General features: G+C 63.6%; 28 protein-coding genes. 11 read left to right on the forward strand and 17 right to left on the reverse strand.

Annotated elements, in window-relative coordinates:
* Nucleotides 1-50: 50 nt before the first annotated feature.
* Together JJT62_RS00460 and JJT62_RS00465 are read right to left on the reverse strand one after the other, a co-directional pair.
* Entirely contained in the window at nucleotides 51-1760 is a 1710-nt protein-coding gene (locus JJT62_RS00460; RefSeq protein WP_202070730.1) for an ATP-binding protein, read from the reverse strand.
* Nucleotides 1757-3358, reverse strand: a complete 1602-nt coding sequence (locus tag JJT62_RS00465; protein ID WP_202070731.1) for a SagB/ThcOx family dehydrogenase — start codon at nucleotides 3356-3358, stop codon at nucleotides 1757-1759. The genes JJT62_RS00460 and JJT62_RS00465 overlap by 4 nt, the downstream gene beginning before the upstream one ends.
* Before the next feature lie 164 nt (nucleotides 3359-3522).
* Between JJT62_RS00465 and JJT62_RS00470 the strand changes: the two genes are divergently transcribed.
* Nucleotides 3523-3843, forward strand: a complete 321-nt coding sequence (locus JJT62_RS00470; RefSeq protein ID WP_202070732.1) for a hypothetical protein — start codon at nucleotides 3523-3525, stop codon at nucleotides 3841-3843.
* Nucleotides 3844-3921: 78 nt separating this feature from the next.
* Here JJT62_RS00470 and JJT62_RS00475 read toward each other — a convergent pair whose 3' ends face one another.
* Both JJT62_RS00475 and JJT62_RS00480 read right to left on the reverse strand, forming a co-directional pair.
* A complete protein-coding gene (locus tag JJT62_RS00475; protein WP_202070733.1) occupies nucleotides 3922-4158 on the reverse strand; it encodes a hypothetical protein in 237 nt (78 codons plus the stop codon).
* 416 nt (nucleotides 4159-4574) lie between these two features.
* A complete protein-coding gene (locus JJT62_RS00480) occupies nucleotides 4575-4826 on the reverse strand; it encodes a hypothetical protein (RefSeq protein WP_202070734.1) in 252 nt (83 codons plus the stop codon).
* A gap of 185 nt (nucleotides 4827-5011) precedes the next feature.
* Here JJT62_RS00480 and JJT62_RS00485 point away from each other — a divergent pair, with 185 nt between their 5' ends.
* Nucleotides 5012-5434, forward strand: coding sequence for a regulator (locus tag JJT62_RS00485; protein WP_202070735.1), 423 nt, complete (start codon nucleotides 5012-5014; stop codon nucleotides 5432-5434).
* Between the two features lie 47 nt (nucleotides 5435-5481).
* Here the strand turns inward: JJT62_RS00485 and JJT62_RS00490 are convergent, their stop codons facing one another.
* The 4 genes from JJT62_RS00490 to JJT62_RS00505 all read right to left on the reverse strand — a co-directional run bounded on the left by JJT62_RS00490 (nucleotide 5482) and on the right by JJT62_RS00505 (nucleotide 7798).
* Nucleotides 5482-5958 (reverse strand): VOC family protein, encoded by a 477-nt coding sequence (locus JJT62_RS00490; RefSeq protein ID WP_202070736.1) that lies wholly within the window; start codon nucleotides 5956-5958, stop codon nucleotides 5482-5484.
* A gap of 15 nt (nucleotides 5959-5973) precedes the next feature.
* Nucleotides 5974-6387, reverse strand: a complete 414-nt coding sequence (locus tag JJT62_RS00495) for a VOC family protein (protein WP_202070737.1) — start codon at nucleotides 6385-6387, stop codon at nucleotides 5974-5976.
* Nucleotides 6388-6567: 180 nt separating this feature from the next.
* Nucleotides 6568-7470 (reverse strand): SRPBCC domain-containing protein, encoded by a 903-nt coding sequence (locus tag JJT62_RS00500; protein WP_202070738.1) that lies wholly within the window; start codon nucleotides 7468-7470, stop codon nucleotides 6568-6570.
* Complete coding sequence (locus JJT62_RS00505) at nucleotides 7454-7798, reverse strand: helix-turn-helix transcriptional regulator (protein WP_202070739.1); 345 nt, start codon at nucleotides 7796-7798, stop codon at nucleotides 7454-7456. Before JJT62_RS00505 ends, JJT62_RS00500 begins: the two co-directional genes overlap by 17 nt.
* Before the next feature lie 172 nt (nucleotides 7799-7970).
* Between JJT62_RS00505 and JJT62_RS00510 the strand changes: the two genes are divergently transcribed.
* The 3 genes from JJT62_RS00510 (at nucleotide 7971) to JJT62_RS00520 (ending at nucleotide 9864) form a co-directional block, all read left to right on the forward strand.
* Nucleotides 7971-8540 (forward strand): DUF4142 domain-containing protein, encoded by a 570-nt coding sequence (locus JJT62_RS00510; protein WP_202070740.1) that lies wholly within the window; start codon nucleotides 7971-7973, stop codon nucleotides 8538-8540.
* A gap of 183 nt (nucleotides 8541-8723) precedes the next feature.
* The gene (locus tag JJT62_RS00515; RefSeq protein ID WP_202070741.1) at nucleotides 8724-9539 is read left to right on the forward strand and encodes an outer membrane protein; all 816 of its coding nucleotides are present in this window, start codon (nucleotides 8724-8726) and stop codon (nucleotides 9537-9539) included.
* Nucleotides 9540-9648: 109 nt separating this feature from the next.
* Nucleotides 9649-9864: a SlyX family protein gene (locus JJT62_RS00520; protein ID WP_202070742.1), complete on the forward strand. Its 216-nt coding sequence runs from the start codon at nucleotides 9649-9651 to the stop codon at nucleotides 9862-9864.
* A 114-nt stretch (nucleotides 9865-9978) separates the two neighbouring features.
* Here JJT62_RS00520 and JJT62_RS00525 read toward each other — a convergent pair whose 3' ends face one another.
* The 5 genes from JJT62_RS00525 to fabA form a co-directional block, all read right to left on the reverse strand.
* On the reverse strand, nucleotides 9979-10302 hold the full coding sequence (locus JJT62_RS00525; RefSeq protein WP_202070743.1) for a cytochrome c: 324 nt from the start codon (nucleotides 10300-10302) through the stop codon (nucleotides 9979-9981).
* A gap of 79 nt (nucleotides 10303-10381) precedes the next feature.
* Nucleotides 10382-11191 carry an enoyl-ACP reductase FabI gene (gene fabI / locus JJT62_RS00530; RefSeq protein ID WP_202070744.1) on the reverse strand — a complete coding sequence of 270 codons (810 nt, stop codon included), beginning with the start codon at nucleotides 11189-11191 and terminating at the stop codon, nucleotides 10382-10384.
* A gap of 80 nt (nucleotides 11192-11271) precedes the next feature.
* Nucleotides 11272-11610: a hypothetical protein gene (locus JJT62_RS00535; RefSeq protein WP_202070745.1), complete on the reverse strand. Its 339-nt coding sequence runs from the start codon at nucleotides 11608-11610 to the stop codon at nucleotides 11272-11274.
* Between the two features lie 226 nt (nucleotides 11611-11836).
* Nucleotides 11837-13060 (reverse strand): beta-ketoacyl-ACP synthase I, encoded by a 1224-nt coding sequence (gene fabB / locus JJT62_RS00540; protein WP_202070746.1) that lies wholly within the window; start codon nucleotides 13058-13060, stop codon nucleotides 11837-11839.
* A 191-nt stretch (nucleotides 13061-13251) separates the two neighbouring features.
* On the reverse strand, nucleotides 13252-13773 hold the full coding sequence (fabA, locus tag JJT62_RS00545) for a 3-hydroxyacyl-[acyl-carrier-protein] dehydratase FabA (RefSeq protein WP_202070747.1): 522 nt from the start codon (nucleotides 13771-13773) through the stop codon (nucleotides 13252-13254).
* Between the two features lie 269 nt (nucleotides 13774-14042).
* Between fabA and irrA the strand changes: the two genes are divergently transcribed.
* Nucleotides 14043-14492, forward strand: coding sequence for an iron response transcriptional regulator IrrA (gene irrA / locus JJT62_RS00550; protein ID WP_202070748.1), 450 nt, complete (start codon nucleotides 14043-14045; stop codon nucleotides 14490-14492).
* Nucleotides 14493-14658: 166 nt separating this feature from the next.
* On the opposite strand, the gene JJT62_RS00555 is transcribed toward irrA, so the two are convergent.
* A complete protein-coding gene (locus tag JJT62_RS00555; protein ID WP_202070749.1) occupies nucleotides 14659-15186 on the reverse strand; it encodes an SH3 domain-containing protein in 528 nt (175 codons plus the stop codon).
* A gap of 214 nt (nucleotides 15187-15400) precedes the next feature.
* Here JJT62_RS00555 and JJT62_RS00560 point away from each other — a divergent pair, with 214 nt between their 5' ends.
* Nucleotides 15401-16396: a D-glycerate dehydrogenase gene (locus JJT62_RS00560; protein WP_202070750.1), complete on the forward strand. Its 996-nt coding sequence runs from the start codon at nucleotides 15401-15403 to the stop codon at nucleotides 16394-16396.
* Nucleotides 16397-16584: 188 nt separating this feature from the next.
* A complete protein-coding gene (locus tag JJT62_RS00565) occupies nucleotides 16585-17082 on the forward strand; it encodes an META domain-containing protein (protein ID WP_202070751.1) in 498 nt (165 codons plus the stop codon).
* 95 nt (nucleotides 17083-17177) lie between these two features.
* Here the strand turns inward: JJT62_RS00565 and JJT62_RS00570 are convergent, their stop codons facing one another.
* From JJT62_RS00570 to JJT62_RS19005, 3 genes are all read right to left on the reverse strand, one after another.
* Nucleotides 17178-17999: a universal stress protein gene (locus JJT62_RS00570; protein WP_202070752.1), complete on the reverse strand. Its 822-nt coding sequence runs from the start codon at nucleotides 17997-17999 to the stop codon at nucleotides 17178-17180.
* 178 nt (nucleotides 18000-18177) lie between these two features.
* Nucleotides 18178-19677 carry a histidine--tRNA ligase gene (gene hisS / locus JJT62_RS00575; RefSeq protein WP_246744628.1) on the reverse strand — a complete coding sequence of 500 codons (1500 nt, stop codon included), beginning with the start codon at nucleotides 19675-19677 and terminating at the stop codon, nucleotides 18178-18180.
* Nucleotides 19678-20160, reverse strand: coding sequence for a DUF123 domain-containing protein (locus tag JJT62_RS19005; protein ID WP_246744629.1), 483 nt, complete (start codon nucleotides 20158-20160; stop codon nucleotides 19678-19680).
* A 280-nt stretch (nucleotides 20161-20440) separates the two neighbouring features.
* Between JJT62_RS19005 and JJT62_RS00580 the strand changes: the two genes are divergently transcribed.
* Genes JJT62_RS00580 through JJT62_RS00590 form a run of 3 tightly spaced genes read left to right on the forward strand, consistent with a single transcriptional unit; the run spans nucleotide 20441 to nucleotide 23081 of the window.
* Complete coding sequence (locus JJT62_RS00580; RefSeq protein ID WP_202070753.1) at nucleotides 20441-21556, forward strand: patatin-like phospholipase family protein; 1116 nt, start codon at nucleotides 20441-20443, stop codon at nucleotides 21554-21556.
* On the forward strand, nucleotides 21553-22305 hold the full coding sequence (locus JJT62_RS00585) for an acetoacetate decarboxylase (RefSeq protein ID WP_202070754.1): 753 nt from the start codon (nucleotides 21553-21555) through the stop codon (nucleotides 22303-22305). The genes JJT62_RS00580 and JJT62_RS00585 overlap by 4 nt, the downstream gene beginning before the upstream one ends.
* Nucleotides 22305-23081 (forward strand): 3-hydroxybutyrate dehydrogenase, encoded by a 777-nt coding sequence (locus tag JJT62_RS00590; protein WP_202070755.1) that lies wholly within the window; start codon nucleotides 22305-22307, stop codon nucleotides 23079-23081. Before JJT62_RS00585 ends, JJT62_RS00590 begins: the two co-directional genes overlap by 1 nt.
* Nucleotides 23082-23323: the final 242 nt, after the last annotated feature.

A 23323-nucleotide genomic window follows, 5' to 3' on the forward strand; every position in this document is an offset into this window, starting at 1 on the left:
GCGTGCGAGCGAGGGCGCGACGGATGGATGCGGCGCGCTGGCGCAGCCGCTCAGGCCGCCTTTGCGTCGAGCGGCGCCATATCCAGACCCCGGAAGATGGCGCAGCGCTGGAAAGCGCTCAGATCAGGCGGCACGCTCTTCTGGTGGCAGAATTTGGCGACAAGCTTGGCGAGGCCCTTGATGTCACGGCCAGTCGCCTGCGGGAAGACGCGCACCAGATCGTCGATCAGCGCATCGTCGACCGCAAGCCCGAACTGCTCCGCCATGACCCGCCATATGCGGCGCTTGGCGTCGGCGTCCGGCGGGTAATAGCGGATAAGCGCGATGCAACGCGAGACGATCGCCTCGTCTATGTCGTCGACGCGGTTCGTCGTCAGAAACAGCAGGCCGTTGAAATATTCGAGCACGCGCAGGAAGACGCCGACGACCGCATTCATCGCTATATTGTCGTCGCGCCGCTTGATATAGACGTCCGCCTCGTCGATCAGCATCACCGCGCCCCAGCGCTGCGCGCGGGTGAGGATTTCCTTCAGCGACGTCTCCATCGCCGCGACATTGAGGCCGAGCTGGCCCGAGTGCACGCGGTAGAGCGGGCGCTGGATGATCTCGGAATAGACCTCCGCCGTCAGCGTCTTGCCGACGCCGGGCGGCCCCGCGCAGAGCACAGTGGTGCCGCCCGACTTGCCCTGCACGATGTCGTCCATCAGCACGTCCATCTCGGCCGTGAGAATGTCGATGAGATCGGTCTGCTCGGGCGGCAGGACGAGCTTTTGCTTCAGCGCCGGTTGATATTGATAGGGCCGCATCTCGTCGACATGCACCCAGAGATGGTGATGCAGGTCGAGGTGGAACATGAGTATGTAAGGATGCACCGGAATGCGGGTGAAGAGCCCTTCCGGAATCTGCGCGCGCAATTCGGCGATTTCGTCCTCGGCCGCGAAACGATTGCTCTTGCCGGCCTTGCGCAGGAAATGCCCGAGAATGTCGCCCGGCGCCTCCAGCGTCAGGCTGCGGTTGGTCAGCACGCCCTCGTCATTCACGAGCCGCGCCTCGCCGCCGCTGGTCGAGAGAACGACAATATCCTTGCGCGCCCAATCGGTGTCTCGATGGGTGGCGTTGGGGTCTTCGGCGTGGAAGCCGACGCCCTTGCCGCTGAACTGCTGGCCGTAGCGGCCGCGCCATTCGAAATAGGTTTCCGTTGAGGACTCGAAGGCTTCGATCAATTCCGCCGTCTCGCGCAGGAAGCCTCTGGCGGCGAGTATCTCGCTGATCGTTCGCCCCACGATGTCGGCCGCCATGATGCGGATGACGTTCGACTGCAGCGTTCCCTTGGCGTTGGCCTTTAGCTCGATGAGAATCTTGCCGGCCTCGTCGTTGGACGCCGGCACGTAATCGATCCGCATGATGAGATAGGGCAGCGGCTTCGACGCAATGCTCGCCGTGAAGAGCCAGCCGTAGATCGGATCGGTCGTCAGATAACGCACCAGCGCCGGCAGGACGTCCTCGAGTTCGCCGTTCTGGAAGCGCTTGTCCTGCGAGACCAGCGCGGCGCGCAAGGTGGAAAGCTGCGCCGCGCGGGCGCGCAGCTCGGGGCCCGACTCCTTGTAGCGCGCTTCGAGAAAATCGAGTTCTTCGCTCGTCAGATGGCTGAGATCGACCTCGACTCTGTCGCTGAAGCGCAACTGACTCGCAAGCCCCGCCTGCGCCGGAAAACGCGCCATCAAAGCTTCGACATGGCTTCTTTCGATTTCGATATTCATGGCCGGCGCCGCTCTTCGGGATAGGGAGGAAGGGTCAGAATGCGCGTGTCTTCGACGGCCCCGCCGACCGTGAAGTGATAGACGTCCTGGAATTGCGTCTCGCCCGCCGGAAGGCCGAGCATGGCGTGGACCTCGTCGTCGAAGAAGCAGCCGATGCCTGTGCCCGCGAGCCCGGCGGCCGTCGCCCAGAGATAGAAAACCTGTCCGATCAGCCCCGCCTCCCAATGGAGACGCCGATAGGCGAAGGCGCCTTCCTCTGTAAGCGCGCGGTCGAAATCGGCGATCATTGCGACGGCGAAGCAGCCCTTGCCCGCGATCGGCTGGAGGCAGGCGAATTTCGTCGCTTCGCGTTCATGCGCGCCGGCGCGCAAGCGAAACAGCGGAACGCCCAAGAGATCGACAGGCGCCCATTCGAAATTGGCGTCGCTGGCCGCGCGCAGCCGCGCCGCCATCTCCGCGTCGCGCGCGAGAAGATACAGGCCTGGCTCCAGCCCCTCGACGCGATGGATGTAAAAAACGAGCGACAGGCGCGGCGCGAAGGGAAAGGCGCTCATGAGCGGCTCGGCGCCGGACAGCGTTGCGGCGAGCGTGAGGCGGAAGGTTTCGAGCGGCAGGGTCGAGACGCCATCCATGCGCTGAACGCTGCGGCGCCGGCGCACCACCTCGCCGATCGCCGGGCCATCGATCGACGGAGCCGGCAGCGCGGGCGGCGGCTCCGGCACGGTCGAACCCGCCTTGTGGCAAAGACGGACAGCGCGATCGACGAGCGGCCAGCCGTCGTGATCCTCGCTGAGGCGATTGGCGGCGCCGTGGAATGTGCGCGGCTCCGCCAGCAAGGCGGCAAGGTCGATTACAGGCGGCGGCGGGCCATCGGTCGCGATCCAGAGCAGGACGTCGGGGTGTTCTTCCTCACGCCGGTGAAAAGCATCCGCTCGATCGAGCCCGATCAGCGCGGCGATCTCGTCATCGGAAGGCGCTGCGAACACATGCGCGCGCCATCCGAGGCCCGCGCAGGCTTGCGCGGCCGCGCCGATGGCGTGCCCGGCGTCGAGCTGGCAGTAACGAAAAGCGCGCTCGCCATATTTCCAGCACTCGCGCCACGGAATGGCGCTGAGCGCCAGAAGGAAGCCGCCGCCCGGGAACGCTTGCGCCGCAGCGTAACGCGCACGCTCTTCGAGCCCATGCTCCTGCGGCGCATAGTGATAGAGCCCGGCGGTTTCGCTCAGGCCCGCGAGCGCATTCGCCAGAATATAGGCTTCCGTCGGATGCAGATTGCCGGAGGAAGGGTTGTTGCGCACCGCCCAGGTCGACCCTTCGGCGGTCTTCCACGCGCTGAGGCCGAAGGCCAGCTCGAGGAAGAGGCCGAGCGCGGCGGCGTCGAGGGGCGCCGGGTCGCGCGCCGGACCGGGGAACGGCGTCTCCGGCCCGCGGCTCAACGGCAGCGCGATCAGCCGCGCCCCTTCGAAGCGCCGGAAGGGCGACGGCTGCGAGGTCCAATCCAGAAAAGCCGGGCCGAGCGCGTAACGGTTGGGCGCGTGCTTGGTGCGGAGATGATAGCCGCGAATATCGGCGGGAAGCGCGTCGGAATAAGCGTTCATCGCGGACGCCGGCTCTGCGGGGCACGAAATTTGTTCTGCATCGCGCGCGGTTCTCTCGTGAAGAGGCGCCCCTCTTATTCAAGAAGGGCGCCCGCCCGAGGCCCGCGCCAGAACAGATGAAAATCAGTGGATTAGAGATTCCTCCGCCTGGGAGGCGGCCCGCCATGTCGGAAAGTTTCAGCCTTGTTGTCGATCGTCACCACGCGTTTGGCGTTTTAGCGACATTGCGCCTCGCCGCCCAACCGGCGCGCCGCTTCACCCTGCAGGAGGCGGCGATCGTGGCGCGGGCGCTCAAAGCGGTGGCGCAAGGCGCGAGCGACGAGCGGCAGATTTTCATGAGCCCGATCGCCAGCGATCACGACTTCGAGGCGAGCGTCGGGCAGGACGGCATCGTCGTCCGCGCCGAGGGCTGCGCGGAGGCGCGGCTCGCTTGGCCGGAGACCCTCGCGCTTGCAGAGCAGCTCAGACAAGCGTCGTCCGGCTAAAAAGGCTCCGAACGCCTCAGAGTTTACCCGATAAAAAAGGCGCGGGCCGACCGCTTCCGACGGCCCGCGCCGACGCCGTTATCGACAAAGCTCGCGATAGCGCTGGCAATTGCCCATGCCTTCTTCGCCGAGTTCGCGCTTATACATGCAGGCGCGCCGAAGCTCGCGGCAGTTGGGGCCATACCCCCAGCGCTGATGATACTGCCGATACTGGACTTGCAGAAGCGACGCGTCGGCGCCCGCATCACTCGGAATCGCCGCAGCAGGCAAGCTAAAGAAGGCCGCCGTACATATTGCAAGGATGTAAGAGCGCATGGGCTTCTCCCTTTAAAGCCGTCGATCCGCCCGCCGCGCGAGCGGATGACGACAAACCACTGCGGGAGGCCCTTGTTCCTTCAGCCTCAACCCCGGCTCTTGAACTGACGCTGGCACCCCCGCGACAGCGCGCTCATATGCGCCTTGAGGCATTTCTCCACGGCGAGCGCGTCAGGCTCCGCCTCGGCGCAGAGTTTGTGAGAGTCGCGCTCACACGCTGACCGCTGTTTTTTCGTGCCCTGTGCGAGCGCTGGATCCAAGGCGACGAGACCCAATAAAATGGAGAACAAGATAAGCTTGCGCATGATAGCCGCTTCCCTGTTGGAGCTGGCCCTATAAAAGGGCGCGACAAACGCGAACTGGATCGCGGTCGGCGCTTGTCAAGCTGGGCGCGGCGTGTGGCTGCCTGCCCGTGGTCAATGTAAAGTTCGAAGTCGACAGACCTTCACGCGCCCACCGGAGCCGTCGGCTTGCCAATGACAGCCCGCGTTTTTGGGCTGATTGTCGTAAAGATGCACTTCGGCGCGATGCTTTGGGTCGAAGGTCTGGTTCGAAAAATCATGGCCGCCGACGTAAACATGTTTGCCGAAACGAACCTCGCCAAGCGCGGAGCCGCAGAGAGCCACGCCTGTGACGAGCGCTGATGCGATGATCACTTTCCGGCTCATGCTTTCCTGTCCTCTCGACAATTCCAGGAGCACGACTCTATCACAGCCGCGTCGGCGTCGTCCCTGATCGCGCGGGCAGTCGGGAGCGGGCAAATTTCCCTGGCCTCACAGGGTTTTTCTCCGTGTTCGCGCGCGGGCTCCTTTGGTCTGATCCGTCTTGCACGCCATCCAAGGGAGAAAATACCGTGGCGCAATTGGGATTCGATGACAGCAATATCCGATGGGAACGGTTCGGCGACGTCGAGCATTTGTGGCTTTCCGTGCTCGACGTGGACGCAAAGAACAGAATCGTCCAGGTGCTTTTCAAATTCGCGGCGAACCAGCAGATCGTGCTGCATCGGCATAAGACCACGAACAAGACTTTCGTTATCCAGGGAGAGCACCGTCTGTATCATCCCGACGGAAAACTCAAGGAAATCCGCCCTGCCGGACGCTACACTGTGAGCCCGCCGAGCAATGATCCTCACCGCGAAGGCGGGGGCGATCAGGACGTGGTGGTGATGTTCACCATCTATGGCGAAAACGACGCGCTTTACGAACTGCTCGACGATCAAATGAACATCGTCGCGTCGGTTTCCATCGACGATTTCGCGAAGCTGTTGGATTGATCCGCGCGCTTGCGCCCTCGAACGCGTTCGAGGGCGCAAGCATGAAGCTACGAACGATTGTAGGCCGCTTCGACTGCCGCAATATCGAGCTTCGCCATGGTCATCATCGCCTCCATGGCGCGCTTGGCGCCAGCTTTATCAGGGCCGCTGATCAACTCGACGACCCGGGAGGGAGCGATCTGCCACGAAAGTCCGTAGCGATCCTTGAGCCAGCCGCAGCGGCTATAGGAACCGCCCTCTCCGAGCTTCTCCCATAAACGGTCCACCTCCGCCTGATCGACGCAGTCCACCGAAATCGAAATGGCTTCGGTGAATTTGAAGATCGGGCCGCCGTTCAAGGCCAGATATTCGACGCCGGCAAGTTGGAAGGTCACCATCAAGACAGACCCCGGCTTGCCGGGGCCGGCCTCGTTATAGTGCGCGATGTCGACGATGCGGGAGTTCGGGAAAAGCGACACGTAAAAGTTCGCCGCTTCTTCGGCCTCGTGATCGAACCAGAGGCAGGTCCTTACCTTCTGAGCCATTCGCGCCTCCTATTGTCACGCCACAACGATCACGTTCCACAGAACGCCGAAACGGTCCTCGACCATGCCGAAGCGCGGCGCAAAGAAGGTCTCGCCGAGCGGCATTCTTATTTGGCCTTCATTCGCGAGCGCTGCAAATATGCGATCGGCCTCGGCGGCGTCCTTCGCCGTATAGGTCAAACTAAAGCCCTTGAAGCCCGCGCTATCCGGACCGCAACCGTCGGAGAGGCTCAGGTTGGAGCCGCCGACATTTAGATTGGCGTGCATAACCTTCTCGCCCCACCCCGGCGCGATGACGCCCTCTGGCGCAGGCTGGGGACTCTCCTTGAAACGCAAAAGCATCGTCAGCTCTGCGCCCAGCGCCTTTTGGTAGAAGGCGATCGCCTCCTCGGCGCGGCCCGCGAAGTAAAGGTAGGGATTGATAGCCATCACATGTCTCCTTGTTCGAAACAAAAGCAAGTTTTTGCATTTCCGTTTGAACGGCTTGCGTCGGGCATTGTCATTCCCGGCGGGCTGAAAGCCCGACCGGGCGTCGGGAACGGCGCCGAACCAATCAAGCAGACCTCGTATCAAACCGCCGCGGCTCGGGCCGAAGCACCTTCACCGCGGTTAATTGCTGTCTTGCGCGAGCTCCGCTGCATGCCGCGCAAGATACTCGAATGCGCCGGTCCAGCCATTTTGATGCGAACAAGCGGATTCCACTGTGGCGAGGCCAGCATGGATAAAGATCATGTCGGTCTTGCCGTCACGCTCGGTGAGAACGACTGTGATCATCGTGTTCGCCTGAGGCTCGAGACTGTTGCGCTCCCATCGATGGGTGAAAACGAGACGCGACGGCTTTTCTATTTCGATATATTCGCCGCAATGGATGAAGTCTTCGCCTTCGGGCGAGCGCATGCCGGACCGCCATTTGCCGCCGATGCGCAATTCATTCTCGGCGAACAGCACGTTGAAATTGGCCGGGCACATCCAGCGGAGCAAATGATCGGCTTCCGTCCATGCTTTCCACACCAGGAGTCGTGGCGCATCGAATGTGCGGCGCATGATAAGCGTGTAGCCGGCGCCTTCTTCGCCGGTCGCACGCGCCAATCCTTCGAGAATGCTTTCCCATCCTGCCCGCATGCTCGCGTCGACAGGCGCCCGTTCCGGCAAGAGGCGATGGGTGAGCATCAAGAGACTGCCGGCGCCATCGGCCTCGATCTCCACTGTGACAAGGCTGCGCGGGCCGTCCTTGTCAGTGGAGAGAGCGAAGACGATCCGACGGGGGCGATCGATCTCCTGATATTCGCCGAAATGCGTTGCAAGGCTCTCGCCGCGCTGCTCGTGAATCGCAAAGCCGCCGCCGACGCGCGCGTCTATCTCGACATGCGCCGATTGACCGCCAGGAGTCGCGAAAAGCCATGCGCCGACGGCTTTGGCGTCGAACCAGGCGTCGAAGACGATCTCGGGCGGCGCGGCGAAGCGGCGCGAGACGACAAGCGTCGAAAATACATCGTCAGTTGCGCGGTCCATCAGGGTTGCCTTTCTGTAATTCCTTCAAATAGACGTCGAGCCGGTCGAAGCTTTGGTCCCAGAAGCGCCGATAGCTCTCCAGCCACCCTGCAAGATCGCGCAGCGGCGCCGCTTCGAGCCGGCAAGGCCGCAACTGCGCCTTGCGAGCGCGGCTGATGAGCCCCGCCTGCTCCAGCACCTTCAAATGTTTCGAGATGGCCGGCTGGCTGATCGCAAAGGGCGCCGCAAGCTCGTTGACCGACGCGTCGCCTTGGGCGAGGCGCGCGAGGATCGCCCGGCGGGTCGGATCAGCGAGAGCGGAAAGCGTGAGGCTGAGCGGGTCCTGCATGTATTCTTGCCTAGTTATATAACCTATTAGTTATAAATATCGCGCCTTTCATTCCGCGTCAACCGCGCCCCGTCGTCGACGTAAGGAAAGTCGCCGCCCCGCCGCGCCAGACAGGAACGAAGACAGGGAGGGCGGGTTAGGGTTGGGGGCTCGCTGTCACGGAGCAATCGAGATGAGGCCTGTCATCGCTACGAGCGTGTTTCTTGCGCTTGCCCTGCAAGGGGCGGCCTTTGCGCAGCAATCCACGCAGACTCCAATGCGGGAAGCGCCGACGACCGGCGCGCGAACGACCCAATCGCAGCGCGTCACTACCCAGGAGTTTTTGAACAAGGCGTGGAACATCAATAATTTTGAAATCCAGGCGGGCCAGGAGGCCGAGAACAAGGCGCAGAAGACCGAGTTCAAGGATTTTGCCAAGATGGTCGTGAACGATCACCAGAAGATGCAGGATGATTTGAGGTCCATCATGCGAAGCACGCGCGGCGCGGAGCTTCCAAACGCCGCCGACGCCGAGCACGCCCAGAAGCTCAAGCAGCTTTCATCGGCCACAGGCGCAGCCTTCGACCGCGAATTCCGTACCCAGCAAATCCAGGGACATCAGGAAGCGATCCGCCTGTTCCAGGATTACGCCGCCTCGGGGGATAATCCTGACCTCAAGAAATTCGCCCAAAACTCCGTGGCGATCCTCGAACGCCATTTGCAGCGCGCCGAGTCGCTCAAGGGGCCGGAAGGCGTCATGTAAGCATGCGCCGAAATCGGGCGTTTTGCGAAGGCGGGGCGGCGACGACCCGCCTTTCTACTGGCGGGCGCACCCGCGCTCTAACTATAAAGCATTGCAAGATATGAACATTTTCTCACCCAACTTTGCCCCGGGTCGACCGTTACGTTCGAGGCCTGTCGAGCAAGCGTAACGGAGTGAATGACAATGAAGACGGGAAAAATCGCCGCGATTGTGATGATCGCGACGGCGGTGGGCGGTTCGGCCTTCGCCGCCGACCTTCCCTCGCGCAAGGCGCCACCCCCGCCGGCCTATGTCCCGCCGCCGCCACCGATAATGACCTGGACCGGCTCCTATGGCGGCCTCAACCTCGGCGGCGGCTGGAGCGCCAACCGCGCCAATCCCAACAACTTCGCCCTCTATGGCAGCCCGGTGAACGGCGCCACTTACCTCCTGCCAGGAAATACGAAGGGCGGCAATTCGACGGGGGGCGTCGTCGGCGGCGGCCAGGTGGGCTATAATTATCAGATCGGCTCGTTCGTGCTCGGCGCCGAGACCGACTTCCAGGGCACGAGCATGCGCTCGGGCGGCGCCGCCAATACGGCGCTTTATCCTGATCCGGCCGGGGGTGGCGCGTTTCTGGTTCCGCTATCGCCCGCCGGCAACCGGGGCATCGCGCTCAACTGGTTCGGCACGGTGCGCGGCCGCGCCGGCCTCCTGGTCGCGCCGACTTTGCTGGTCTATGGCACGGGCGGCTTCGCCTATGGCAATCTTCAGAGCCAGTTCACGGGCGCGAGCAGCACCCGCACGGGCTGGACGGCCGGCGGCGGCGCCGAATGGATGTTCATGCCCAATTGGTCGGCCAAGGGCGAGTATCTCTTCACCGACCTCAACAGCGGCGGCGCACAAAGCGCGTTGGCCGCCACTGCGACCGATCGCCGCCATACGCAATATAATGTCGTGCGCGCCGGCGTGAATTATCACTTCAACCTCGGCGGCGCGCCCTCGCTGACCTCCTATTGAGGCGCTTCGGTCCGTCCGCGAAAAAGAATGCCCGGCCCAGGCGGCCGGGCATTTTCGTTTGGGGATGTTGTAAACTCGTCAGAATCATCGAGACGCAATGGAGTTCGACATGAGCGACGAACCTTTTGATTACGCGGCCCGCCTCGACGCGCTGGAAACGCTGATCGCCCACCAGGACAGAACGATCGCCGAACTGAGCGACGTCATCGCCTCACAATGGCGCAAAATCGATATTCTCGAGCGGCAAGTCGCCCAGTTGCGTGAGGAATTTCAGAACATCGGCGCTTCCCGTGAAACGCCCGAGCCGCCGCCTCCGCATTACTAAGAAACGGAATGCCGATCTTTGATCTAATGCTCGTGTGCGCGAATGCCGGCTTCTTTAGGGATCATTCGGCGCATGGCGTGGGTCGAGCGCTGACCATCGCCGACGTCTTTGCCCCTACTTCTTCTTCAGCCCCAAAATATACCACGTAACCGAATCCCTCTCCTCCCGCGAGAGGATGAAATTCGGCATGTTCCGGTGCGAGGAGCGCAAAAACACCTTCAGCGACAGCTCCGTCGTCGAGGGCATTCTGGCGACGTCGAGGAAGCGCGGGGCCTTGGGGTCGGGGCTGATGGCGTCGGGGTCGGCGGTCACGGCGTGGCATGAGGCGCAGGTGTCCTGCGCGATGCGCTTGCCGACCGTCTCATCGGGCCCCTGGGCGAGAGCCGGCGCCGTCGCGGCGGAGAGGAAAAGCAAAACCGACAGAAACGCCAATCTCATTTTCCTCTCCCTCTCCCCCGATTATGTCGCGCTTTCCTTTCGCCGAACCGGCCGCCACTTCGGCGGAAAGCGCTTCAAATTATTCGCCGCCGTTCAAATCCTCCGGGCGCGGCTGCAACATGATGTTGTAGCCGGCGTCGACGAGATGGATTTCGCCGGTCACGCCGCCCGAGAGTTCCGATAGGAAATAAAGCGCCGAGCCGCCGATTTCATCGAGCGTGATCATTCGCCGCAGGGGGCAATGCTGCTTCTGGAAGGCGCCCATGGCGCGCGCGCCGGTGATGCCGGCGCCGGCCATGGTGCGCACCGGCCCGGGCGACAGCGCATTCACGCGGATGCCGCGGTCGCCGTAGTCGGCGGCAAGATAGCGCACGCTGGAGTCGAGCGCGGCCTTGGCGACGCCCATCACATTATAGTTCGGCATGACATGGGTGCCGCCGCCGAAGCTCACCGTCACCATCGAGCCGCCGTTCTTCATCAAGCGGGCCGCGCGCTTCGCCGCTTCCGTGAAGGAGAAGCAGGAGATCACCATGGTGCGGACAAAATTCTCGCGCGAAGTGTCGGCGTAGAGGCCTTTCAGCTCGCTCTTGTCGGAATAGGCGATGGAGTGGACGAGGAAGTCCATCTCGCCCCATTCCTGCTCGAGCCGCGCGAAGACGGCGTCGACGGTCTCGACATCCTCGACGTCGCAGGGCAGGACGAGATTGGAGCCCAGCTCCTCGGCGAGCGGCTTCACGCGCTTGCCGAGCGCCTCGCCCTGATAGGTGAAGGCAAGCTTAGCGCCATGGCGCGCCAGCACGCGGGCAATGCCGTATGCAATCGAATGGTCGTTCGCGACGCCCATCACGAGCCCGCGCTTACCCTGCATCAAACCGGTAGAAACCGTCATCTCGCTCTTTCTCTACTCGAAAGGCCTGAAAGCGCCAGCTTTCGAACTGGCGATGTCTTATCGCTGACCGTTGAAGCGCGCTAGCGCTTGCGATAATCGCCGGTAAAATCACAGGCCACGCCGTGAAACGGCAGGCAGTTTTCTTCCTCGACGCTGACGCCCTTCTTGGTGCGGCGAAGAATCAGCGTGCATTTGTCTGCTTCCATGACGGCGGTCGCCCGGAGAACGTCGCCCGCAACCGGACCGGCGCCGTCGAAATCACCCGTGCAAGCCTGCGACGCGACGCTGGCCCGGACATTATAGCTGCCGTCGCTACTCTTCTTGATCTCGATGTCCTGCGAATAGGATTTCGAGCCCGCGACATAGCGTCCTTCGAAAGCGCTCGCGCTCGCGGGGAGAAGGGCGGCGGCGAGCGCCATGATGAGCGCGATCCCGCTGGGCGTGAGCTCATCCCTCCACTTTACGGGGAGGGTGGCACCGCGTAAGCGGGGTCGGGTGGGGTCAAACCCCAACCGCGGTCGTTGCGGCGCGAACCCCACCCGGCGGCCTACGGCCGCCGACCTCCCCGTAAAGGGGAGGTATTGGTCGCCATATATTTCAGCTTGCCGTATGTCGGCTGGCGCCGGTTTGGCGACCCAGACCGCCTCACGCATCGGGATGCTTGAAAACCAGCGTGGCGTTGGTGCCGCCGAAGCCGAAGGAGTTCGACAGAACCGCGCCGAGCTTCACATTGTCGCGGCGCTGGCGCAGGATCGGCATGTCGGCGAATTCGGGATCGAGCTCCTCGATATTGGCGCTCTCGCAGATAAAGCCGTTCTGCATCATCAGCAGCGAATAGATCGACTCCTGCACGCCGGTCGCGCCGAGCGAGTGGCCGGTGAGCGACTTGGTGGCGGCGATCGGCGGGCATTTGTCCTCGCGGCCGAAGACCTCGCGCAACGCCTCGATCTCCTTGGCGTCGCCGACCGGCGTCGCGGTGGCGTGCGGGTTGATGTAGTCGATCGGGCATTTAACGGTGGCGAGCGCCTGTTTCATGCAGCGCACCGCGCCTTCGCCCGAGGGCGCCACCATGTCGTGGCCGTCGGAGGTCGCGCCATAGCCGGCGATCTCGGCGTAGATCTTGGCGCCGCGGGCCTTGGCGCGCTCATATTCCTCCAGCACCAGCACGCCAGCGCCGCCGGCGATCACGAAGCCGTCGCGGTTTTTATCGTAGGCGCGCGAGGCGGTCGCCGGGCGGTCGTTATAGGCGGAAGACATGGCGCCCATGGCGTCGAAGAGGACGGAGAGCTCCCACTCCAATTCCTCGCAACCGCCGGCGAACATCACATCCTGCTTGCCATATTGAATCATCTCATAGGCGTTGCCGATGCAATGGTTCGAGGTCGCGCAGGCCGAGGAGATCGAATAGTTCACGCCCTTGATCTTGAACCATGTGGCGAGCGTGGCGGAGGCCGTCGAGGACATGCATTTCGGCACGGCGAAGGGGCCAACGCGCTTGGGGCCTTTGGCGCGGGTGATGTCCGCGGCCTCCACGACGGTGCGGGTCGAGGGGCCGCCCGAGCCCATGATGATGCCGGTGCGCTCATTGGAGATATCCGCCTCGGTGAGCCCGGAGTCGAGGATCGCCTGATCCATGGCGACGTGGTTCCAGGCGGTGCCCGTGGCGTGGAAACGCATGGCGCGGCGATCGACCACAGTCGAGGGATCGAGCGTCGGCAGGCCATAGACCTGACAACGGAAGCCCAGCTCCGCATATTTTTCGGCGCGGACGATGCCGGAGCGCGCCTCGCGCAGAGAGGCGACCACTTCCTGCGTCGTATTGCCGATCGACGATACGATGCCCATGCCGGTGACGACGACTCGTCTCATTTCTCTCTCCCTGCGCGGCTTGACGCCGTTTCCTTTAGATCCGGGCCGGTTTGCCTCGCCCTTCGAGACGGCGGCCGCGCCGCCTCCTCAGGGTGAGGAAAACGGCGGGGACCGTCGACTCTCGTTTAAAACGACAACCTCATCCTGAGGAGCCCGCGAAGCGGGCGTCTCGAGGGATGGGCCGCATCGCCTCACGCCGCCGGCGCCGGGGCGTTGGCGAGGCCGACCTTGAGGTCCTTCGCCTCATAGATGCGCTGGCCGTCCGCCGCCACCCAGCCGTCGGCCATGCCGAGCACGAGCTTGCCCGTGCGCACGCGCTTGAGATCGACGCCGTAAGTGACGGTCTTCACGGTCGGGCGCACTTGGCCGGAGAATTTCACCTCGCCGACGCCGAGCGCCATGCCGCGGCCGGGATTGCCGAGCCAGGCGAGATAGAAGCCGACCATCTGCCACAGCGCGTCGAGGCCCAAGCATCCGGGCATGACTGGATTGCCCTTGAAGTGGCAATCGAAGAACCAGAGGCTCGGCTTGACGTCGAGCTCGGCGCGCATATAGCCATTGCCGTGCTCGCCGCCGGTCTCGAAAATCTCGGTGACGCGGTCGAACATCAGCATCGGCGGCAGCGGCAGTTGCGCATTGCCGGGCCCGAAGAGCTCCTCGCGCCCGCAGGCCAACAAATCCTCATAGCCAAATGACGAGCGCCGTTCGCTCATGATCTCTCCGCCTCCGCTGCAGCCTTTCGACAGGCCCTGTTCCCCTCGCGCGGCCCCTCTGATCGAGCGCGCGCCGCCCGCTTGTTGTTCGCCATCCCGCGCCCTGCAGGACGGCGGGACGGATTTCTAGGGCTGCGTTCCGTAACATAGGCGCGCGCCCGCCGGAAGCGGCTGCTCGCGCCGGAGGGCGATGCAGGAAAAAGCGGGACGAAGTTGAGGCTTCCGGTTTTTTTTGGTATAGGTCAAAGAAAAATATGGGCTGCCCGCCAATGGACGCTTTCGTCAACCAACCGATATCGCCCGGCCTTCCCGAGCGCCGCAAGCCCGTCCACGACATGCTGGTCGCCGCGGGATTGCGTCCGACCCGGCAACGCGTCGCGCTCGGCGAGCTGCTCTTTCGCGGCTGCGACCGCCATGTGACCGCCGAACGCCTCTTCGACGAGGCGGTCGCCGCCAATCTCTCGGTCTCGCTCGCGACCGTCTATAATACGCTCCACCAGTTCACCGACGCCGGCCTCCTGCGCGAGATCGCCGTCGACGGCGCGCGGGTCTATTTCGACACCAATGTGAGCGACCACCACCACTTCCTCATCGAGGAAGACGGCGAGCTTTACGATATTTCCGGCTCCAATGTCGCGGTGGCGAATCTGCCGACGCCGCCCAAGGGGCTGCGGATCGATCGGGTGGATGTCGTGGTGCGGCTGCGGCGGGAGGGGTAGGGCCCCGCCCTCATCCGACCCCTGCTGACGCAGGGGCCACCTTCTCCCGCAAGCGGGAGAAGGGAGAACCCCAAGGTTTTTGAACGACAAAGTTTCAGCGCGATTCCTTCTCCCGTTTACGGGAGAAGGTGGCCCTCGCGTCAGCGAGGGTCGGATGAGGGCAGGCCTACTCCACCTTCTCCCCCGGATACACCCCCCACAAATTCTCCTGCTGGATATACCCATCGAATTCCTTGCCCGCGATTCGGCACCATTTGCCGTCGCAGCCCCTCAAATTGCCAATCACCCCCGGGCCCAGCTTCGCCACCGGCGTCGAATGGTTGGACGCCATCAAAAGCTGCGGCTCTTTCTTCCAGGGCGCGACCAGCGCCGTGCGGCGGCCCGAGAGCAGCGAATGCAGCACCCAGCCTTCCGTGCCTTCCGAATCGCGAATCTTGCGCCAGGTCTCGAATTCCGCGGTAATCTCGACAGGCAGTCCGGCGCGCTGATAGATCCAGAGCGTCGGGTGCTCCTTGCTCGGCCCCTCGCGGAGATTGACGCGATCCGATTTGAGGCTGACATATCGGGGAATAGGCAATTTGCTCACCGGGCCGAGCTGCGGCTCCTCCGCTCGCGCGAAAGGCGGAAAATGGAGTGCAATCAAGCTGAAAGCCGCGAATAGGCCGATTGAAATCCTGCTTTTTTGCTGCCGCATGATGGGGATGATCGCTCGTCTTGTCTTTGGCCCGCCATCTGCTAGGAACGAAAAAGCAGGCGCCGGGCGGCATCGTCGTTTTGTCGCCTGCCATCGTTAAGACCGGGTTGAAACCGGCGCGCCGACGCAAGGGCCGAGGTCTCGACGCTTTTAGCAAGTTTTCGAGTTTTTGCCACGAAGCCATCCGGGCGAGCCGAAGGGACGAAGCGCAACCATGCCGAAGAAGAAGCCGCTCGTAATCGTGACGCGACGTCTGCCCGAAGTCATCGAGACCCGCATGTGCGAGCTCTTCGACACCCGGCTCAACGAGACCGACAAGCCGCTCACCCATGAGGAGCTGGCCGAGGCCATGCGCACGGCGGAAGTGCTGGTGCCGACCATCACCGACCGCATCGATTCGAGCCTCATCTCGCAAGCGGGCGAGCAGATGAAGCTCATCGCCAATTTCGGCAATGGCGTCGACAATATCGACGTCGCCTCGGCGCTCGGGCGCTCGATCACCGTCACCAACACGCCGGGCGTCCTCACCGAGGACACCGCCGACATGACCATGGCGTTGATTCTCGCGGTCGCGCGGCGGCTGGTCGAAGGCGCGCGGGCGATCCCCGAAGCCGCCTGGACCGGCTGGTCGCCGACGTGGATGCTGGGCCACCGCATCACCGGCAAGCGGCTGGGCATCGTCGGCATGGGCCGCATCGGCCAGGCGCTGGCGCGGCGCGCCAAGGCCTTCGGCCTCTCGATCCATTACCACAACCGCCGCCGCGTCCCCGTCGAGATCGAGGAGCAGCTCGAGGCGACCTATTGGGAGTCGCTCGACCAGATGCTGGCGCGCGTCGATGTCGTCTCGGTCCACTGCCCGCACACGCCGGCGACCTATCATCTGCTCTCGGCGCGCCGGCTCAAATATCTGCGCCCGCAATCAATCCTAGTGAACACCGCGCGCGGCGAAATCGTCGACGAAAACGCGCTGGTGCGCATGCTGGAGGCCAATGAAATGGCCGGCGCCGGCCTCGACGTCTTCGAACATGAGCCCGCCGTGTCGCCCAAGCTCCTCAAGCTCGCCCAGAGCGGCAAGGTGACGCTCTTGCCGCATATGGGCTCGGCGACCATCGAGGGCCGCATCGACATGGGCGAGAAGGTCATCATCAATATCAAGACCTTCATGGACGGCCACCGCCCGCCGGACCGCGTGCTGCCCAGCATGTTGTGATAAAAACCATCGCGTCTTAGCCTTGCCGCGCGGCGCGCCGCCGCGATTCGGGCTTTTTTGCATGCGAATCAAGCGCCTGAGAGCGCGTTCCGCTTTTGCGGCGAGAAGCGCTTCGGCATTTTGATTCGGCGCCGCTTCCATCGCTTGCACGAGCTGAGCGAGCGGAGCGCGCAAGGGAGGGGACTTACATGAACAAGCTATTCTCGATCCTCGCGGCTGCTCTGTGCGTCGCGATGATCACGGCGCCGGCCGAGGCCAAGAAACACGCCAAGCCCGCCGCCGACGGCCAGGCGCAGGAACAGCAGCAGGGCGGCGAGGACGGCGGCAAGGATTCGGGCGGCATTCCGCGTTACGTTCCCTTCCCGCACAACCGCAATTTCACGCTGAAGGAAATCAACGGCAAGGCGCCGCCCGTGGAGATGTGGATCAACATCGACTCGACCGGCCGCGCCAATGGTTTTTCGGGCTGTAAGAACTGGTCGGGCGTCTTCGTGATCGGCCCGGACCGCCTCGGCCCGCGCGCCATGCCCGCCACCAACGAACGCCAATGCGACGGCGCGCTGGCCGGCATCGAGCGCGACTATTGGGGCGTGCTGCTCTCCGGCCCCTATTGGGACGTGAAGGGCGACACGCTGACGCTCAAGGGCTTCAAGGGCGGCGTGCTGAAGTTCGAACGGTCGCTGTAAGACGCCTCTCCGTCATTGCGAGGAGCAACGCGACGAAGCAATCCAGCGCCGCGTCGCCGCCCTGGATTGCTTCGCTTCGCTCGCAATGACGGTTGCTACCGCGCCGGCACCGCATAAACCGGGCAAGGCGACTCGCGCAGCACGCGTTCGGTCGTCGAGCCGCGCAGCGCGTCGAGCAGGCCCCGGCGTCCTTGCGTCGGCATGGCGATGAGATCGGCGCCGATCTCCGCCGCATAAGCCAGAATCGTCTCGACCACCGGCCCCTGCCGCAATTCGATATGCGGCAGCAGACCCTCGAAGATCGGCAGCCGCTCGCCGACATGCAGCAGCATGACGTCGGCCGCCGGATTCATCGCATGGGCGAAATCGGCGATGTGCCGGAAGGCGTCGAGCGGCGCCACATTGGGCTCGACCGGCATCAGCACCGTATTGAGCGACACGGCGCCGGTCTCACGATCGACGAAGCCCGCCTGATCCTCGCGCAGCAAGAGCGCCGGTATGAGGGTCTCGCGGACCGCCTCCTCCGCGACCGATTCGTCGAGCCAGCGCTCGAGCCCCGTGCGGTTATGCGTCATCAGCACCATCAGATCGCACAGATGGCGCGTCACATAGGCGGCGACGCCATGCACCGGCGACCCCGCCTCGACCGCAGCCTTCACGAACTGCACGCCCAGTTTTTCGGCGACCTCGGCGCGCGACGCGGCAGGGTCGATCATCCGCCAGCGGGCCAGCGTCTCCCGCACATGCGGGAAGCGCTCCCAGCCGTCGGGCGCTTCCTCTTCGAGATTCTCGATATGCAGAAGATGCAGCGCGCCCTGCGTCGCCACGGCGATGCGCAGCGCATGGGCGAAGGCGTCCTGGCCCGAAAAGGAGAGGTCCGTCGGATGAACAATGGATTTGGGCGGGTTACCGATCATCGCGTCTCTCCCGGCTCTCTTTGTCTAGTAGAAACCTATATCGCCTCGAGGACCGCGCCTAGTACGGCGTTGTCGCACCGACCCTCCGTTATTGCGAGCGAAGCGAAGCAATCCAGGGCCGCAGTAGCTGCTCTGGGTTGCTTCCTCGCGACGCTCCTCGCAATGACGCCCGCCCGGCCTACTGCTCTCGCTGCGCCGCCAGCGCCTTCGCGACTTCCGCGGCCAGCTCGCTCTCGGGCACGGAGATCTGCGCGGGGCGCGCCGCCTTCCATTCTTCATTGGTGGCGATGGCCGCGGCCGCCCTGGCGCCGGCGATGAGGTCCTTGATCTGAACCTCGCCCCTGGCCTTTTCGTCCGACCCCTGGATCACCACGAGCGGGCTGTTGCGGCGGTCGGCGTATTTCATCTGCGCCTTCATGCCCGCCGCGCCCAGATACAGCTCGGCGGCGATCCCCGCCGCCCGCAATTGCGCGACCATGCGCTGGTAATCGGCGACGCGGTCGCGGTCGAGCACCAGCACCACCACCGGCCCGACATGCGGCCGGGCCGTCACGATGGGGCTGCCGACGAGTTTCAGGGCAGCAAAGAGCCGCGAGACGCCGATGGAGAAGCCGGTCGCCGGCGTGTTCTCGGGCCGGAAACGCCCGACGAGGCCGTCGTAGCGCCCGCCGCCGCCGACCGAGCCAAAGCGCACGGGATTGCCTTTCTCGTCGCGCGTCTCGAAAGTGAGGTCAGCCTCGAAGACCGGCCCGGTGTAATATTCGAGCCCGCGCACGACGGAAGGATCGATGCGGATGCGGTCCGGCCCGAAGCCGGCGTCGCGCGCCAAATCCTCGATCTCGAGCAGCTCCTCCGCCCCCTGCGCGCCGATCTCGCTCTTGCCGAGCAGGCCGAAGAGGTCGAACTGCGGCTTGCCGTCCTTATATTGGCCGCCGAGGCTGAAGGAGAGGATGGTGTCGATCGCCGGCAGCGGCAGGCCCGCGCCTTTCGTGAAATCGCCGCTTTCATCTTTGCGGCCGTCGCCCAGCAGTTGGCGGACGCCATCCGGCCCGAGCCGGTCGAGCTTGTCGATGGCGCGCAGCACGACGAGACGGCGCGCAGCGTTCTCCGCGCCGCCGACGCCGATCGCCTCCATGACGCCGTCGAGCACCTTGCGGCTGTTGATCTTGATGACATAATCGCCGCGCGCGATGCCGAGCCGCTCCAGCGCCTCCGCCGCCATCATGCAGATTTCCGCGTCGGCGGCGGGCGAAGCCGACCCCACCGTGTCGGCGTCGAATTGCATGAACTGGCGAAAACGCCCCGGCCCCGGCTTCTCGTTGCGATAGACATGGCCGCAGCGATAGGAGCGATAGGGCTTGGGCAGACGGTCGTAATTCTGCGCGACGAAACGGGCGAGCGGCGCCGTCAGATCGTAGCGCAGCGACAGCCATTGCTCGTCGTCGTCCTGCAGAGAGAAGACGCCCTCATTCGGCCGGTCCTGGTCGGGCAGGAATTTGCCGAGCGCGTCGGTATATTCGAAGGCCGGGGTCTCCAGCGCCTCGAAGCCGTAGAGCTCATAGACCGAGCGGATGACGTCGAGCATGCGGCCCGTGGCGGCAAGCTCTCCCGCCTCGCGATCCGCAAATCCGCGCGGGCTTCTGGCCTCAACCTTCGATTTCTTTTCGTCGCTGGACATTCAATTTAGTTCCGCTGCGCGCTCCCTCCCGGGGAGGGGGCTGAATCTCGCCGCCTTCCTAGCATTTTCCCATTCGGAGGGAAGCCGTGCGTTGGCGGGAAAAAGCCGCAGATGCGAGACGCAGCGCGGGCAATCCGAGCTGCCGAAGCCCGGCAGGGGAAAAGGAAAGGCGCCGAGCGCCGCATTGAGCGCGCATTCGCTTCCGCCCTCGACGATAAAGGCGCCCAGAACGTCGCCCGCCATGGTGAGCTGGTCGACATGCCAATGGGCGCGCTTGTCGCGGCGCATATGGCGCGCCAGCCGGGCGCGCAGCCCGCCGGGGCCATTTGCCGAGCCGCAATAGAGATAATCGCCGGGCTCCAATGCGCCGACGCGCGCGCCGGCCTTCACAGCCAGCGGCGCGGGAAGCCGCAACCACAAGGCATAGGCGCCGGGGCTTGGGGGCGCGCCATCGGCGGCGACAATGAAGGCCAATCGGGGCATGAACAGCTCGCATTGGGGGATGTCATTCCCGGCGGGCTGGAAGCCCGACCGGGAATCCAGAGCCGCAAATACGCTGATTTGGCTCTGGATTCCCGATCGCTCGCTTTGCGAGCGTCGGGAATGGCGCCGAACCAATCAAGCGGATCTCGTAATCAGAATTTTTCGCTTCCGCCGCGCCGTAAACGCAAAATTTGCCGCACTGCAAAAACTTTTACCGCAGCCCGCCCTTAACCGCTAAGCTGCCGGCGCTTTCTTCGATTCTTATGCTTCGCGGGGTTGAATGGCCACGGCGATGGGCGAAAAAAACGTTCTTGTCTTGCAGGGCGGCGGCGCGCTCGGCTCCTATCAGGCCGGAGCCGTCGCGACCCTCATGGAGGCGGGCCATGCGCCCGATTGGGTCGCCGGCATCTCCATCGGCGCGATCAACGCCGCCATTATCTGCGGAAATCCCCCCGAAAAGCGCGTCGACCGATTGCGCGAACTCTGGGGTCGCATGACAAGCGGCCTGCAGGTTTCGCCGCTTTCCGACGACGTCGTGGTTCGGCGGGCTTTCAACGAGTTCAGCGCGGCGACGACGGCGACTTTCGGCGTGCCCGGATTTTTTTCGCCGCGCCCCTCCCTGCCTCTCCTCTGGCCCGCAAACGAGACGTCCGTCAGCATCTACGGCACCAAGCCGTTGCGCGAGACTTTATTGGAGCTCGTCGATTTCGACCGGCTCAACGCCGGCGAAACGCGGATCAGCGTCGGCGCCGTCAATGTGCGCACGGGAAATTTTCGCTATTTCGATTCGCGGAACGAGCGCATCACGCCCGAGCACATCAGGGCGAGCGGCGCGCTTCCGCCAGGGTTTCCGCCGGTGGAAATCGATGGCGAACTCTACTGGGACGGCGGCCTCGTCTCCAACACGCCGCTCCAATATGTGCTCGAAATGTGCGGTCCCCGCGACCACATGTGCATCTTCCAAATCGATCTTTTCAGCGCGCGCGGTCCCGCGCCGACGACGCTGATCGACGTCAGCCAACGCGAAAAGGATATTCGTTTTTCGAGTCGGACGCGGCTCAATACCGACGTATTCCGCGACCTCCAGACGATCCGCCGTCACATCCGGCGTTTGAGCGAAAGGCTTCCCGAAGCCCTGCGCGACGATCCCGACTGGCGCGCGCTGAGCGATTTCGGCTGCGGCGCAGCGATCACCATCGTGCAACTGATTCACCGCGCCGCCGCCTATGAGACGAACTCCAAGGATTACGAATTTTCCCGTTACACGATGATGGAAAACTGGTCGGCGGGCGTGCGCGACGTCGAAACCACGCTTGCCCACCCGGCGTGGCGCGATCGAACGCCGCCCGATTATGGCGTCGCCATTCTTGATTTGACGAAGGAACAAGACTCATGACCCTAGACGAGATCCGTCGCACTGCCTTCGCCATGCCGTTGACGAGCCCGGCCTTCCCGAAAGGCCCCTATCGATTCGTCGACCGCGAATATCTGATCGTTTCGTATCGCACTGATCGGGAAGCCCTTGCGAAAGTTGTTCCCGAACCGCTTTCTTTCGTCGACCCCATCGTGAATTTCGAATTCATCCGCATGCCCAACTCGACGGGGTTCGGCGATTATACGGAGTCGGGCCAGGTCATTCCTGTCGTTTTCGAGGGGCGGCGCGGGAACTACACGCACGCCATGTATCTCAACGACGGCCCGCCTATTTACGGCGGGCGCGAATTGTGGGGCTTTCCGAAGAAATTCGCGCAACCCTCGCTCGCCGTCGAACGCGACGCGCTCGTCGGCACGCTCGATTATGGCTCCGTGCGCATCGCGACGGGCGTCATGGGCTACAAACATGTGGCTCTCGATCCGGCGGCGATGGCGAAGTCCATGTCCGCGCCGAATTTTCTTCTCAAGATCATACCGCATGTCGATGGCGCGCCCCGAATTCTGGAGCTGGTCGATTTCCGGCTCGAGGACATCACGGTGAAAGGCGCCTGGACCGGTCCCGCCTCGCTTCAACTCGCCCACCACGCGCTCGCGCCCGTCGCCGATCTTCCCGTGCGGGAAATCCTCTCGGCGACGCATATCCTCGCCGACCTCACGCTTGGTCTTGGAACGGTCGTCTTCGATTATCTCTCTCCTGAAAGGCCCCGCTGATGACTCTCGACGGAAAAGTTTGCCTGATCACCGGCGCCGCGAGCGGCATCGGCCACGCCATCGCCAAGCGTTTCGTCGAAGCGCAGGGGCGCGTCATCATCGCCGACCTCAATCTCGACGCGGCCAAGGCGGCCGCCGCTGAACTCGGCGGCGAGAAGGTTGCGATCGGCGTCGGCATGGATGTGTCCAACGAAGAGCAGGTGAACGCCGGCGTCGACGCCGCGGCGAAATGGTTCGGCGCGATCGACGCGCTCGTATCCAACGCCGGCATCCAGATCGTCCATCCGATCGAGGAATTCCCGTTCGCGGATTGGAAAAAGGTGCTCGCCATTCATCTCGACGGCGCCTTTCTCACGACGAAAGCCTGCGTGAAATATATGTATCCGCAGCGCTCCGGCGCGCTGATCTATATGGGCTCGGTCCACAGCCATGAAGCTTCGCCTTTGAAATCGGCCTATGTCGCGGCGAAGCACGGCATATTGGGGCTGACGCGCGTGATGGCCAAGGAAGGCGCGAAACATAACGTCCGCGCCAACGCCATCTGTCCCGGCTTCGTCATGACGCCGCTCGTCGAGAAGCAAATCCCCGAACAGGCGCAGGAGCTCGGCCTCAGTGAAAAGCAGGTGGTGACGGATGTGCTGCTGAAAGAAACCGTCGACAGCCAGTTCACCAAGGTCGAGGATGTGGCGGAAGTCGCGCTGATGCTCGCGGCGTTCAAGACCAACGCGCTGACGGGCGAGTCGATCATCGTCAGCCATGGCTGGCATATGAATTGAGACTTGTCTGTTTCCGCTTGAACAGCTCGCATTGGGGAATGTCATTCCCGGCGGGCTGAAAGCCCGACCGGGAATCCAGAGCCTCCGTCATTGCGAGCATATTTTTCGAAGTCGGGTAAACCCGACTTCGCAGAGATGCGAAGCAATCCAGAGCCGCTATAGCTGCCCTGGATTGCTTCGTCGCTTACGCTCCTCGCAATGACGGCGGGCCAAGATTCGCTGTTTTTCAGGAATGGCGCCGA

Source organism: Methylocystis sp. Sn-Cys (genome assembly GCF_016745395.1).
GTDB classification, from domain to species: Bacteria; Pseudomonadota; Alphaproteobacteria; order Rhizobiales; family Beijerinckiaceae; genus Methylocystis; species Methylocystis iwaonis.